Raw genomic sequence first — 13784 nt, 5'->3', positions numbered from 1 at the left:
GTTCGCGCGGCGGTTCCATCATCGTCACCAGGACGGGGCCGGGCCCCCGAAGGGCACGTCGAGCAGGGCGGGCCCCAGCGTCGAGACGTCGCGCAGCAGCCAGCCGTCGCGGAGAAGGAGCAGCGCCGACGCCGGCCTGATCACGAGCCACAGCCAGCGGCCGCGGCCCTCGCCCGCGAGCACTGACCGGTCCCACTCCGACGCCGTGCCGTCCGGGTTGTCGCTGGTGGAGACCAGCCAGAGCGGCACGGGCTGCCCGTCGAGGCGCACCTTCGAGGCGGGCGGACCCTCGCTGAGCTCGTGCCCCGGATCGTCGTGGAGGGTCCCCGCGCAGCGCGAACCGAGCCCGGTCGTCGGCTCCTCGGCGACGACGATGAGGTCGACGGGGCCGTCCAGCTCGCTCGTGCCGGAGACGCAGGTGTAGGTGGCCTCCCCCGCGATCACCCCGAAGTCGGTCAACCGCCAGCCCGGGCTCAGCGGCCAGGGCAGGTAGGTCGGGACGCCGCCGGCCAGCTCGAGGTGGGCGGCGAACTCGTCATAGGACGACTCCCCCGGCCGCCACAACGGCGAGACCAGCCCGTGCTCGGGGCACGACCACTTGCTGTCGACCGGTGCGACAGGGGTCGGGCAGCGTGGGCAGCCGGGCGTCACCCGCCCACCGTGGCGGGCGCAGCGGGGAGCGTCAAGGGTCGGCGAACCAGGAGATGGGCTAGGAGTTCCAGTGCAGCACGACGGGCTGCTCGCGCTCGAAGCCGAGGACCGACAAGGTGGCGGTGTCCAGGCGCAGCATCCGACCGTCGGCGGCCGGCAGGCCCAGCCAGCGGGCGGCCAGCGCGCGCAGCGCGTGTCCATGGCCGAAGACGAGGACGTGCCCGTCCTGGGCACGGGCTCGGGCGATCACCCGGTCGAGCCGGGTGCCGACCTGCTCGCAGGTCTCACCGCCGGGCGTGACGCCGCTCCAGATCGTCCAGTCGGGGTCCTTCTCACGGATCGTGTCGGTGGTGACGCCCTCGTAGTCGCCGTAGTTCCACTCACCGAGGTCGTCGTCGACGACAGCATCGGGGAAACCGGCCAGCTCCGCCGTCCGCCGGGCCCGCTGCCGGGGCGAGGTCAGCACCAGGCCGAAGTCGGTGCCCGCCAGCCGCGGGGCCAGCGCGCGCGCCGTCTCCTCCCCCTCGGGCAGCAGAGGCAGGTCGGTGGTCCCGGTGTGCCGGCCCGAGAGGCTCCACTCGGTCGTGCCGTGCCTGACCAGCCAGAGATCGCGCATGACTGCGAACCTACCGAGCCCCGGTCGACTCCCGCACACGGAGCCGGGCCGGCACCTCGGTGGCCGCGGACGAGGTACGCCGGCCGGCGATCGCGTCGACCAGCGCACCGACCGCCGCCGCGCCGGTGCCGCGTGGGTCGAGGTCCACCGCGGTGATCGGCGGTCGGACGGTCTCGAGGGACGGCGCGTCGACGTACGACGCCAGGAGCAGGTCGCCCGGCACCCGCACCCCGAGGCCCTGCAGGTGGTGCAGGGCGACCAGCACCGCGCCGTCCGGGACGACCACGAGCGCGTCCGGGTCCTCCGACAACGCCTCGTCGACCCGTGCGGTGATCTCGGCCGGCTCCCAGGCCAGCCGGATGTCGACGACGCGTACGCCGGCGACCCCGGCGCACCCGTCCCGCACCTGCCGCCCGAAGGCGGTCTCCGCGCCGGGGGCGAGGACCGCGACGGACGCGGCCCCCGCGTCGTGCAGGTGGTCGAGCAGGCGGCGCGTGGCGGCGACGTGGTCGCCTCGGACCACCCCGGCCGGCTCGGCGCCGGGGGCGGGGTCGTCCTCGACCGTGACCATCGGGACGGGCAGCGCGCGCAGGACGTCGAGCACCGGGTCGTCGGAGGCCGGGTCGGAGACGATCAGGCCGTCGATGTGCAGGGACCTCAGCAGCTCCGTGTCGTGCCAGGCCGGGACGAGCGTGAGGGCCAGACCGTGGCCGAGGGCGGCCTCGGCGGCGCCCCGCGAGAGCTGCGCGTAGTACTCGAACCCCACGGTCTGGTCCGGCACGTAGAGGCCGACCGCGCCGGAGCGCCCGAGGCGCAGGCTGCGCGCCGTCGCGCTGGCGACGTAGCCGATGTCGGCGGCCACGTCGCGGACCCGCGCCCGGGTCGCCTCGGCGGTCCGGCCGCGTCCGGAGAGCGCTTCGGAGACCGTGGTCGTCGAGACCCCGGCGGCCCGAGCGACGTCCCGGATCGTTACGCGGCGGCGCGGCATGGGCACAACCTACCGAGGAGGGATTTTCTTCGTCAGACCCCTTGTCGAAACGTTTCGGCGAGTGGTTTCGTGTGCGACAGCCCACACGTGAGGAGACATCAGTGCCCGACGCGCACGCCGACCTCGTCGTCCGCGACACCCACGTCGTCACCTGGGACGCCGACACCCCGACCGCGGACGCGATCGCTGTCCGGGGCGATCGCATCGTCGCGCTCGGCACGGAGGCCGTCGCCGAGTTCACCGGCCCGAGCACCGAGGTGATCGAGGGCGCCGGCATGGTGCTGCCCGGCTTCCAGGACGCGCACGTGCACGCGCCGTTCGCCGGCAACACGATGCTGCAGGTCTGGCTCAACGACCTGTCCGGGAAGGACGCCTACCTCGCGCACATCGCCGACTACGCCGCGAGCCACCCCGACGCGGAGTGGATCGTCGGCGGCGGCTGGGCCATGGAGCACTTCCCCCGAGGCTGCCCCAGCAAGGAGGACCTCGACGCGATCGTCCCCGACCGTCCGGTCTTCCTGATGAACCGCGACGTGCACGGCGCGTGGGTCAACTCGCGTGCCCTGGAGATCGGCGGCATCGACCGGACCACCCCGGACCCGGTCGACGGGCGCATCGAGCGCGACCCGGCCACCGGCGAGCCGACCGGGACGCTGCACGAGGGCGTCGCCTACACCTTCCGCGACCGCTTCCTCCCGGTGCCCGGGCGACCGGAGTGGGAGGAGGCGATCCGCGTCGCCCAGGCCCACCTGCACTCGCTCGGGATCACCGGATGGCAGGACGCGTGGGTCACCCCGGACACCCAGGCGGCGTACGAGTCGCTCGCCCGCTCGGGCGAGCTGACCGCCCGCGTGGTGGGCGCACTGTGGTGGGACCGGCACCGCGGCCTCGAGCAGGTCGAGGAGCTGCTGGGGCGGCGTGCCGCCGGCCCGGTGGGCAGCTTCCACCCCACGACCGTGAAGATCATGGCCGACGGGGTGATGGAGAACTACACGGGCGCCCTCCTCGAGCCCTACTGCGACGGTTGTGGCGGTCACACGGACAACCGCGGCCTCAGCTACGTCGAGCGCGACCTGCTGGCCCAGGCGGTCACCGCGCTGTCCGGCGAGGGCTTCCAGGTTCACATGCACGCGATCGGCGACCGCGCCGCGCGCGACTGCCTCGACGCCGTCGCCGCCGCCCAGGCAGCCCACGGCAGGCTCGACCTCCGCCACCACATCGCCCACCTGCAGCTCGTGCACCCCGACGACCTGCCTCGCTTCGCCGAGCTGGGAGTGGTGGCCAACTGCCAGGCCTACTGGGCCCAGCACGACTCGCAGATGGACGACCTCACGCTGCCGTTCCTCGGCGAGGAGCGCTCGACGCTGCAGTTCCCGTTCGCCGACCTGGTCAGGCACGGGGCCCGGCTCGCGATGGGCAGCGACTGGGCGGTCAGCACCGCCGACCCGCTGCCCCAGATCGAGGTCGCGGTGACCCGCGTCGACCCGTCGATGCGGGGGTCCGACGCGTTCCTCCCGCACCAGGCGCTCGACCTGCGGACCGCCCTGCACGCCTTCACCGCCGGGTCGGCGTACGTCAACCACGACGACGACGGCGCGACGCTGCGGGTCGGCACGCGGGCCGACCTCGCCGTCCTCGACACCGACCTGCTCCCCGGGTCGGGCGCCCCGACCGTCCTCCCCACCGACGCGGTGGTCACCCACACGGTGGCCGCGGGCCGCGTCGTCCACCGCGCCTCCTGACCGACCCGACCGAGGAGTCCTGATGCCCGACCAGACCGGCCGCTTCCAGCGTGTGCTCGGCACACTCGAGCTCATCCTCTTCGGCCTGGCCTACATGGTCCCGCTCACGGTCTTCACGACCTACGGCGTGGTCACCGACCTGACCGACGGGCACCTGCCCGGCGCCTACGTGCTCACCCTGGCCGCGATGCTGTTCACCGCCTACAGCTACGGCCGCATGGTGGTCGCGCACCCGTACGCCGGCTCGGCCTACACCTACACGCAGAAGTCGTTCGGCGCGCACGTCGGGTTCCTCGCGGGCTGGAGCCTGCTGCTCGACTACGTCTTCCTGCCGATGATCAACTACCTCGTCATCGGCATCTTCCTGCACGCCCAGTGGACGTCCACGCCGGCCTGGATGTGGGTCCTGCTCTCGATCGCGATCGTCACGACCCTCAACGTGCTCGGCATCAAGCTGGTGACCCGGATCAACCTGGTGCTGGTCGGCGCGCAGGCGGTCTTCATCGTCGCCTACGTCGCGACGTCGATCCACTACCTGTCCGGGCACGACGTGCCGGCCCTGGGCGCGTCGTTCTTCGGCGATTCCGCCGACTTCTCGACGCTCGCGTCCGGGGCCGCGATCCTCTGCCTCTCCTTCCTGGGCTTCGACGCGATCTCCACGCTGTCGGAGGAGACCCGCGACCCGCGACGCACCATCCCGCGGGCGATCATGCTGGTGACGCTGTGCGGCGGACTCCTGTTCATCGCGCTGGCCTGGGTCGGCCACCTGGTCTTCCCGGACCCGTCCAAGTTCACCGACACCGACTCCGCGGCCAACGACGTGATGCACCTGGTCGGCGGCGGGTTCCTCGTCTCGTTCTTCACCGCCGCCTACGTCGCGGGCTGCTTCGCCTCGGCGATGGCGTCCCAGGCCAGCGTGTCGCGGATCCTCTTCGCGATGGGGCGCGACGGGGTGCTCCCCCGCCCGGTCTTCGGCCGCCTCAGCGCCCGCTTCCACACGCCGGTCGTCCCCGTCCTCATCGTCGGCGCCATCTCCCTGGTCGCGCTGTTCATCTCGCTCGACCTGGCCTCGTCGATGATCAGCTTCGGCGCCCTGGTGGCGTTCTCGATGGTCAACCTGTCGGTGGTCAAGCACTACCTCGTCGACGAGCACCAGCGCGGCCGGGCGGCCTTCGTCCGTTACGGCGTGGTGCCGGTGATCGGCTTCGCCCTCACGGCCTGGCTGTGGACCAGCCTCTCGTCGACGACCTTCAAGGTCGGTCTGAGCTGGTTCGCCGCCGGCGTCGTCTACCTGCTCGTGATCACCCACGGCTTCCGACATCGCCCGCCCGTCCTCGACCTCTCCGAGGACGAGATCGAGCCGACCACCGCGCCGGCGACCTGACCATGGGCACCGACCCGACGAGCGTCGCCGCCGTCCAGCTCGCCCCCGAGATGGGCGACGTGCCCGGCAACCGGCAGCGCGCGCTGGACGCCGTGGGCGCGGCAGCACACGCGGGCGCGCAGGTCGTCGTGCTCCCCGAGCTCGCGACCACGGGCTACTGCTTCCGCAACGCCGACGAGGCGCGGGCGCTCGCCGAGCCGTTGGACGGACCGACGATCGCCGCCCTGCACGAGTCGGCGGCCGAGCACGACGTCGTCGTCGCGGCGGGCCTGGCCGTGCTCGAGGCGGACGGGACGCTGCGCAACAGCGCCGTCCTGGTCGACGCCGACGGGCTGCGGACGACGTATCACAAGGTCCACCTGTGGGCCCGCGAGCCGGAGTTCTTCACCCCGGGCGACGCTCCTCCGACGGTCGTCGACACTCGCCACGGCCGGCTCGGCCTCCTCGTCTGCTACGACCTCGAGTTCCCGGAGTGGGTACGCCGGCTCGCACTCGACGGGGCCGAGCTGGTCTGCGCCCCGGTGAACTGGCCCGATCCCGGCCGGCCCGCAGGTGAGCGGCCGCTCGAGGTGGTGACCGCCCAGGTCGCCGCCGCCACCAACCGCGTCTTCCTCGCGGTCGCCGACAGGGTCGGCGAGGAGCGCGGCACGTCCTGGGTGGGCGGCTCGGTCATCGCCGGGCCCGAGGGCTACCCGCTGGCGCTCAGCCCGCTCGACGGACGGACCGCGGTGCTCCTCGCCGACTGCGACCTCGCCGAGGCGCGCGACAAGGCCGTCGGCCCGCTCAACGACCGCTTCGTCGACCGCCGGCCGCACCTCTACGGCTTCCCCGGAGAGTGACCCGACCGTTTCCCGCCCGAGGCGTCGAACCTCTGGCAGTCTTCGGCGCATGACTTCGGTTCTGGGGCGCCACCGGGCCGCCGTCGCGCTCGCGTTCGCGACCCAGGGCATGGTGTTCGTCAGCCTGACCACGCGGCTGCCCAGGTTCCGCGACCGCTGGGACCTCGGCGAGGTCGGCCTCTCGCTCCTGCTGCTGATGATCGTGCTGCTCGCCGGCGTCGGGTCGGTGGTCGCCGAGCAGCTCGCGCGGCGCGCGTCGAGCGGCACGCTGCTGCGGATCGGCCTGGTCGGGATCACCCTGTCGGTGCCGGTCGCCGCGACCGCGCCGGCCTTCGGCTTCTTCGTCGGCGGGCTGGCGCTCTACGGCGTCGCGCTCGGCGTCGTCGACGCGACCACGAACATGCAGGGCGTGGCGGTCGAGCACCGCTACGGACGGCCCATCCTCCCGTCGTTCCACGGCGCGTGGACGACCGGCGGGGTGGTCGGCGCCGGCCTCGCTCTCGCCGCCGGCGACACCCCGCTCGGCCTCACCGCGCTGGTCGCGATCGTGCCGGCTGCGGCCGCCCTGGCGCCGTACCTCCCCCGCGACCACACGGTGGTCGAGGCCGAGGCGGGCGAGGTGCCGTGGCGGCCGATCCTGCTCGTCGGCCTCGGGATGGTGCTCTTCTACATGGTCGACACCGCCGCCCAGACCTGGGGGCCGACCTACCTCGACGACGTCTTCGACACCCCGCACCGGCTGGTCGCGCTCGCGACCTTCCCCTACCTGATCGCCAGCCTGGTGACCCGGGTCGCCGGCGACGGGATCGTCGCACGGCACGGCGCGGTGCCGGTGCTGCGCATCGGAGCCCTGGTCGGCTGCGCCGCGCTCGCCGTCGTCGTCTTCGCCCCGACCTGGCCGATCGCGGTCGCCGGCTTCACCATCCTCGGCGCCGGGGTCGCGGTGATCGCGCCGCTGAGCTTCTCGGCAGCCGCACGGATCGCCGGCGGGGAGACGGCGCGGGTGGACGCGGTCATCGCCCGCTTCAACCAGTTCAACTACGCCGGCGCGCTGCTGGGATCGGTCCTCACCGGCCTCGTCGGCTCCGGCAACCTCCGGATCGGCTTCGCCGTCCCGATGGTGCTCCTGCTCGCGATGCTGCCGCTGGCCCGCGCCTTCGCACCGGCCGCCCTGGTCGGCGACCGGGGTCAGACGGGGATCAGCGCCCAGTAGTCCAGGTCGAGCAGCACGCCGTCGGCGTACCTGCCCGCTTGTCCTAGGCCCGTCGAAGGGTCCTCGTCGCGCAGCGTCATCGACTCGTCGCGGCCCTTGGTCGCGACCAGGCGCAGGCGGATCGCTCCGACGCCGGGCGCATCGGTCGCGGCGCGGTCGAGCACCTCCGACCACGCGTAGACGGTGTCGCCGGCGAACGCCGGGGCGACGTGGGAGCCGGCGTTGACCGCGGCGATGAGCTGCGCGTTGGCGAGCCCGTTGAAGGACAGCGCCCGCGCGAGGGAGATGACGTGACCGCCGTAGACGAGGCGGTGGCCGTCGGGCCGCGCCTCGGTGTTGAAGTGCACCTTGGCGGTGTTCTGCCACAGCCGGGTCGCCATCATGTGCTCGGCGTCGGTGAGGGTGACACCGTCGACGTGGTCGATCCGCTCGCCCACCTCGTAGTCGCCGAGGCGGTGCGGCTCCCCCGCCGCGCCGAAGTCGTACGTCGAGAAGTCGAGTCCGTCGGGGACCACCAGGTCGGACGCCGCGACCGCGGGCGCGAGGTCGGGAACGACCGGGTCCGGAGCAGGGGCCTCCGCGTCGCGCTTGTGCACCATCACCCAGCGGGCCCAGTCGATGGCGACCTCGCCGGTCTGGTTGCGCGCGGTCGAGCGGACGTAGACGACGCCCGTCCTGCCGTTGGAGTTCTGCTTGAGGCCGATCACCTCGGACACGGTCGAGAGCGTGTCCCCGGGGTGGACGGGACGATGGAAGCGGCACTCGGCGTAGCCGAGGTTGGCGACCGCGTTGAGGGACACGTCGGGCACGGTCTTGCCGAACGCGATGTGGAAGCCGACGAGCTCCTCGACCGGGTGGCGGTCGAGGCCGACCGAGGCGGCGAACGCGGCCGAGGACGGCACGGCGAACCGGGTCGGGTAGATCGCGCCGTAGAGCGCGCGGTCACCCTCGGTGACCGTGCGCGGCGTCGCGTGCTCGATGACCTGGCCGACGGCGAAGTCCTCGAAGAAGTTGCCCGGGTTCGTCTTGCTCATCTCGTCCTTCCGTAGATACCGACGAGTAACTTAGCGGTCCAGCCGCGATCAGACCAGACCGAGGAACCGCTCGGGCAGCTGCAGCAGCGGTCCCTGCCGCATCGCCTCGAACTCCCGCACACCGCCCGCCTCCCACGCGCCGCCGCGGGTGCGCACGAGCGTGGCCGGGTCGAGCGACGTCGGGTCGAAGACCGGCGGCTCGTCGGGTCCGGCGACGACCTCGGCGAGGGCCTGCACCTGGTCGGCGCCGGTCATCGCCCAGGCGCTGCGCTGGGTCAGGCCGGCCGCCTCCCGGACCGCGAAACGCTGGTCCCCCACGCTGCGCAGGTGCTCGGCGTCGGCGTACTTCAGATGCACCAGGAGCAGCGCCGGGTCCGGCTCGTACGGCGCCTCGATGCCGTGCGACGCGAAGCGCCACTTGGCGTCGACCCGCTTCAGCGACGGCTTGCACAGCCGCTGGATGAACATGCCGGAACGGCGCTGCCCGAGGACCGGGAGGTCGGGCCGGAGTGCCGGCTCGCGGTCGGCCCGGTGCACGACGTTGAAGCCGAGGCCGCCCGTCACCTGCCGGTCGGGGTTGGCCGCGACGTAGTCGCGCAGCCCGCCGTAGCGCTCGGGGTCGGCGACGAGGAACTCGTCGCAGTCGGTGAAGACGACGGCGTCGTGGTCACGCAGCAGGTCGCGCGCCACCCGGGTGAGCAGGCGCATCCGCGCCCGCTCGAACGTCGGGCCGTCCAGCTCCGGGTTGCGGATGACCCGGCACGGGAGGTCGTCGGTGGACCCGTCGGAGCTCCCGTGGTCGATGACCACGAGGTGGTCGACGCCCAGCTGCGCCCCGTAGTAGCCCACCCAGCGCGGGAGCATCGCCGCCTCGTCGCGGACCATCGTGAGCGCGGCGACCTTCGGCTTCCGACCCCGCCAGCGACCCAGCAGGCTCACTTCTCGCTGCCCTGCTGCTCGTTGCGCAGGTTCCGGCGCAGCAGCTCCTCGATCGCGTGGACCGCCGCGTCGAGCTGCTCCTCGAGCGCGACCTTGTCCGGCCGGCCACCCTTCGCCGCCACCGGCTCGAGGTCGGCGAGGTCGCCGACCACCCGGACGCCGGTGGCCTCGAGGCCACGCCGCTGCTGGTCGGCCAGCCGGCGTACCCAGCGGGTGACCGGGAAGCCGATCGGCTGCTCGGCCGAGCGGTGTCCGGCGAGGATCGTCTTGGCCAGACCGAACTTCACGTGGCGGGAGTAGTCGGGCCAGGCGAGGTCACCCATCGCGGGGTTGAGCCGGCCGAGCACCGCGGCCGAGGCGGCGCCGAGGGACTCGTTGCCACTGGTCGGCGGCGGCGCGGCGTCGACAGGGACGCCGCTCGCCTCGCAGAACCGGCGCCAGAGCAGCTCCGGGTCACGGGCGGTCCGCGGCAGCGTCACGACCGTCGTCGCGTCCCGGCCGACCACCCCGGCCCACGTGGTGACGACGGCGACCGCGTCCTGCTCGCGCCAGAACGCCTCACCCGGCCCGGTCCGCTCGCGTACGCCGGCGACGTACTCGCGCCACGACCAGGACCGGCCGTTCTTGAGGGTCTCCTGCCACATCGACGGGATCGTCCGGCCGAGGTCGCGAACCGTCACGACCGCCTCGACACGCGCCGGGCGCAGGGTCTCGACCACGTGGCGGATCCCCTCGGGCGGGGCGGCGGCGAGGAACTCCATCGAGATGACGGCGGTGCCGGGGTGGGCCGCGATCTCCTCGACCATCCGGTCCCACGTGCCGTCGAACTGGCCGTGCGCACGCTGCTGGCGCCCGAGGGCGTCGCTGACCGCGTTGACCTGGTCGCGCCAGACCCGGCCCGGGAAGAGCACGCCCGCCTCGGCGAGCGCGTCGGGCGCGGAGGCCAGGCGCGACTGGAGATAGCTGGTGCCGGACTTCATCAGCCCGACGTGCAGGACGACGCGCTCAGCCACGGGCATCCCCGGAGGCCGCCCCGCGCGGCTTGCCGAAGGGGATCGGCCCGTGTCCGACCGTGAGCACCTCGCGGAGCCGGCCGAGCAGCGCCTCGTCACAGCCGCCGGTGACGAACCTCGCGAGCCCTGTGAGCACGGCGTCGGACTCGGCGCGGTCGTCGCTGGTGAGCGACTCGTAGCGCGTCACGAACGTGCGGTCCGGCCGCGTCTCCAACAGGTAGTCCTGGATCTCCCTGACCCGCGCGATCGCCATCTCGGCCTCGCCGGGCTCGGCGTGCTGCCAGAACCCGGACCGGCTCGCGGCCTCCGGGTCACGCGTGTTGAGGATGTAGCGGGCGCCCGGGAAGGCCTCCTCGAACCAGTCGAAGAAGTCGGTGGTCTCCTCCGGCGTGATCCGGTGCCAGAGCACCTCCTTGAACCCGATCCGGCGGACCGCGCCGGGCGACTGCGTCCCGAGCAGCACATCGTCGGCGATCTGGCGGGTGGCCTTCACGAACGGCTCGCGACGCAGCCACCTGACGCCGTAGAACGCGCTGGTGACGTGCTTGGAGCGGTGCTTGGTGTGCTCGGCGCTGTAGGCCTCGGCCGCGGCGCTCGCCCGGTAGAGGTCGTGGACGAAGAGACCGTTCTCACCGCGCACCAGGGTGCCCGGCATGGCGTTGAGCAGGCCCTGGACGAGCGTGGACCCCGAGCGCCCGAACGTGACGACGAACAGGTAGTCCGGATCGAAGCGTCGTCGTCGAGGCAGGGCGAGGCGCATGCGGCGGATTCTCGCATACGCCCCGGTCACGACTTGAGGGCGTAATCCTTGAGCAGGCTGCGTCCGATGATCATCTTCTGGATGTCGCTGGTGCCCTCGCCGATGAGCATGAACTTCACCTCGCGCATGAGCCGCTCGATCTCGTACTCCTTGGAGTAGCCGTAGCCGCCGTGGATCCGGAAGGAGTCCTCGACGACCTCGTTGGCGTACTCCGAGGCGACCATCTTCGCCATGCCGGCCTCGACGTCCATCCGCTGGCCGGAGTCCTTCAGCCGGGCCGCCCGGACCATCATGCTGTGTGCGGTCTCGACCTTCGTCGCCATCTCGGCGATCCGGAACAGGATGGCCTGGTGCTGGGCGATCGGCTTGCCGAACGTGCTGCGCTGCTGGGCGTAGGCGACGCCGAGCTCGAAGCCGCGGATCGCCAGCCCGCAGGCCCGCGCGGCGACGTTGACGCGGCCGACCTCGACACCGTCCATCATCTGGAAGAAGCCCTTGCCGGGCTCGCCGCCGAGGATCTGGTCGGCCGAGATCCGGTGGCCCTCGAAGACCATCTCGGTCGTGTCGATGCCCTTGTAGCCCATCTTGTCGATCTTGCCGGGCACCGTGATGCCCTGCCCGATCTCCCCGAAGCCGGGCTCCTTCTCGACCAGGAACGTCGTCATGTTCTTGTAGACCGAGTCGGCACCCTCGTCGGTCTTGGTGAGCACGGCGACCAGGGTCGACGAGCCGCCGTTGGTCAGCCACATCTTCTGGCCGGTGATCGAGTAGGAGCCGTCGTCCTGCCGGGTGGCCTTGGTCGAGATCGCCGACACGTCCGAGCCCAGGGACGGCTCCGACATCGAGAAGGCGCCCCGCACCTCGCCGGTCGCCATCTTCGGCAGGTACTTCTGCTTCTGCTCCTCGGTGCCGTGCTTCATCAGCATGTAGGCCACGATGAAGTGGGTGTTGATGACCCCGCTGACCGACATCCAGCCACGCGCGATCTCCTCGACGACCAGCGCGTAGGTGAGCAGCGACTCGCCCAGGCCGCCGTACTCCTCGGGGATGGTCAGGCCGAAGACGCCGAGCTCCTTGAGCCCGTCGACGATCTCCTGCGGATAGGTGTCGGAGTGCTCGAGCTCCTGCGCCACCGGGATGATCTTGTCCTCGACGAAGTCACGGACGACCTGCAGGATCTCCTGCTGCTCGTCGGTGAGACCTTCGGTCTGAGCAAGGCGTCCCATGATGCTCTCCTCGAGTTCTTTCGGCGCTGCGTTCGTCGGTGTTCGTCGGTCGGACCCGGCTGAGGCTACCGGCCGGTAGCCTGACCCGGCGTGTGTCATCGTTCACACCGCGGGTGCGCGGTGCTCGTGCCGGCCGCAGTACCCGTTCGCGGGATTCAGGCGCCGCACCGGCGGCTCGATTAGGATCACACGTCCGCTCGCGGTGTGTCGGGCGTGGACCGAGGGAGGTCAGTGGTGGGTCGGCGAGGAGGCGTACGCCGGGCTCCGCGCCCTCCCCGCCGCCGTCCCCGCGTCGTCGGCCTGGTCGTGGTCCTGCTCGTCGTCGCCACCGTCGTCGGCGTGGTCGTCGGGACCCAGAGCGGCGCGCTCTCCCTCTTCGGCGCCGACGAGGGAGAGCGCACCCAGGCGGAGCCGGCAGCGCGGCGCGCCCCGATCACCGGAGTGCCCGACCTACCGCAGCCGGTCGTGCCGGCGGTGCGATTCAACCAGCGCATCCTGACGTTGCCCGAGATGAAGAAGAAGTTCGGCAAGCAGGACCTCCACCTCGTCGACGCGGACCCGACCCGGCCGACGACGTTCACGATCTCCTCGTTCAACGTCCTCGGCTCGACCCACACGAGCAAGAAGGGTGCCGCCGCCGGCCCGGCGCGTGCGGCCCGGGCCGGGGCACTGGTGCGCCGCAAGGGGGTGAGCGTCGTCGGCCTGCAGGAGTTCCAGTCCAACCAGGTCGGCCCGTTCGTCTCCAACGCCGGCGGCTTCGAGGTCTACCCCGGCACCAGCCAGGGCAGCCTCAACGGCGAGAACTCGATCGCGTGGGACCCGGACGTGTGGGACCTCGTCGAGTCGCACACGGTCGGCATCCCCTACTTCTTCGGCAAGCCGCGGCAGATGCCCTACGTGCTCCTGCGCAACGTCGACACCAACCGGCTGGCGTGGTTCACCAACTACCACAACCCTGCCGACGTCTTCGGGTGCAAGTGCGGCGGGCACCGCGTCGCGGCCACCAACCGCGAGATCGCCCTGGCCAAGGAGCTCACCGCCGGCGGTACGCCGATGTTCACCACCGGCGACATGAACGACCGTGACAGCTACGCCTGCCGCTACGCCACCGCGGGGCTGCACTCCGCCGACGGGGTGACCCGTGCCGGCGGGGCCTGCCACCTGCCCGGCGACGAGTGGATCGACTGGATCTGGGGCTCGTCCCAGGTGACGTTCGCCGACTACGACCGCGACTACTCGACCCGCAACGGGCCGCGGATCTCGGACCACCCCGTCATCACGGCGACCGCGACGATCGCGCCCGCGGCCGAGGACTGCAAGAGCTACACCCGGCACGGGACCAAGTACTGGTTCTGCCCTGACCCAACGGCCTAGGCCTA

The 13784-nt window shown here is 72.1% G+C and carries 13 protein-coding genes; 5 read left to right on the top strand and 8 right to left on the bottom strand.

Translation table 11 applies throughout. The features are described from left to right. Nucleotides 1-24: 24 nt before the first annotated feature. The 3 genes from QDS12_RS13450 to QDS12_RS13440 are packed head-to-tail and all read right to left on the bottom strand — an operon-like array spanning nucleotide 25 to nucleotide 2255. The gene (locus tag QDS12_RS13450; RefSeq protein WP_279879578.1) at nucleotides 25-651 is read right to left on the bottom strand and encodes a DUF6758 family protein; all 627 of its coding nucleotides are present in this window, start codon (nucleotides 649-651) and stop codon (nucleotides 25-27) included. A gap of 58 nt (nucleotides 652-709) precedes the next feature. Next, complete coding sequence (locus QDS12_RS13445) at nucleotides 710-1267, bottom strand: histidine phosphatase family protein (protein WP_279879577.1); 558 nt, start codon at nucleotides 1265-1267, stop codon at nucleotides 710-712. Nucleotides 1268-1277: 10 nt separating this feature from the next. Continuing rightward, nucleotides 1278-2255, bottom strand: coding sequence for a LacI family DNA-binding transcriptional regulator (locus QDS12_RS13440; RefSeq protein ID WP_279879576.1), 978 nt, complete (start codon nucleotides 2253-2255; stop codon nucleotides 1278-1280). Between the two features lie 101 nt (nucleotides 2256-2356). Between QDS12_RS13440 and QDS12_RS13435 the strand changes: the two genes are divergently transcribed. Genes QDS12_RS13435 through QDS12_RS13420 form a run of 4 tightly spaced genes read left to right on the top strand, consistent with a single transcriptional unit; the run spans nucleotide 2357 to nucleotide 7433 of the window. Further along, nucleotides 2357-3997, top strand: coding sequence for an amidohydrolase (locus tag QDS12_RS13435; protein WP_279879575.1), 1641 nt, complete (start codon nucleotides 2357-2359; stop codon nucleotides 3995-3997). 22 nt (nucleotides 3998-4019) lie between these two features. Further along, the gene (locus QDS12_RS13430) at nucleotides 4020-5381 is read left to right on the top strand and encodes an APC family permease (protein WP_279879574.1); all 1362 of its coding nucleotides are present in this window, start codon (nucleotides 4020-4022) and stop codon (nucleotides 5379-5381) included. 2 nt (nucleotides 5382-5383) lie between these two features. Then, entirely contained in the window at nucleotides 5384-6220 is an 837-nt protein-coding gene (locus QDS12_RS13425) for a nitrilase-related carbon-nitrogen hydrolase (RefSeq protein ID WP_279879573.1), read from the top strand. 49 nt (nucleotides 6221-6269) lie between these two features. Next, the gene (locus QDS12_RS13420) at nucleotides 6270-7433 is read left to right on the top strand and encodes an MFS transporter (protein WP_279879572.1); all 1164 of its coding nucleotides are present in this window, start codon (nucleotides 6270-6272) and stop codon (nucleotides 7431-7433) included. Here the strand turns inward: QDS12_RS13420 and QDS12_RS13415 are convergent. Genes QDS12_RS13415 through QDS12_RS13395 form a run of 5 tightly spaced genes read right to left on the bottom strand, consistent with a single transcriptional unit; the run spans nucleotide 7409 to nucleotide 12405 of the window. Next, on the bottom strand, nucleotides 7409-8467 hold the full coding sequence (locus QDS12_RS13415; RefSeq protein WP_279879571.1) for a MaoC family dehydratase: 1059 nt from the start codon (nucleotides 8465-8467) through the stop codon (nucleotides 7409-7411). The two genes, QDS12_RS13420 and QDS12_RS13415, sit on opposite strands and share 25 nt — an antisense overlap. A gap of 48 nt (nucleotides 8468-8515) precedes the next feature. After that, a complete protein-coding gene (locus tag QDS12_RS13410) occupies nucleotides 8516-9406 on the bottom strand; it encodes a glycosyltransferase family 2 protein (protein ID WP_279879570.1) in 891 nt (296 codons plus the stop codon). Beyond that, nucleotides 9403-10419 (bottom strand): hypothetical protein, encoded by a 1017-nt coding sequence (locus QDS12_RS13405; protein ID WP_279879569.1) that lies wholly within the window; start codon nucleotides 10417-10419, stop codon nucleotides 9403-9405. Before QDS12_RS13405 ends, QDS12_RS13410 begins: the two co-directional genes overlap by 4 nt. Beyond that, on the bottom strand, nucleotides 10412-11179 hold the full coding sequence (locus QDS12_RS13400; protein ID WP_279879567.1) for a sulfotransferase: 768 nt from the start codon (nucleotides 11177-11179) through the stop codon (nucleotides 10412-10414). The genes QDS12_RS13405 and QDS12_RS13400 overlap by 8 nt, the downstream gene beginning before the upstream one ends. Nucleotides 11180-11205: 26 nt before the next feature. Beyond that, the gene (locus QDS12_RS13395; RefSeq protein WP_279879566.1) at nucleotides 11206-12405 is read right to left on the bottom strand and encodes an acyl-CoA dehydrogenase family protein; all 1200 of its coding nucleotides are present in this window, start codon (nucleotides 12403-12405) and stop codon (nucleotides 11206-11208) included. Nucleotides 12406-12639: 234 nt separating this feature from the next. On the opposite strand from QDS12_RS13395, the gene QDS12_RS13390 reads away from it, so the two are divergent. Beyond that, entirely contained in the window at nucleotides 12640-13779 is a 1140-nt protein-coding gene (locus tag QDS12_RS13390; RefSeq protein WP_279879565.1) for a hypothetical protein, read from the top strand. Nucleotides 13780-13784 lie beyond the last annotated feature (5 nt).

This window comes from Nocardioides sp. CER19, assembly GCF_029846275.1.
Lineage (GTDB): Bacteria > Actinomycetota > Actinomycetes > Propionibacteriales > Nocardioidaceae > Nocardioides.
Note: the sequence above shows the minus strand (reverse complement) of the source record. Positions and strands in the feature narration are given on the sequence as shown.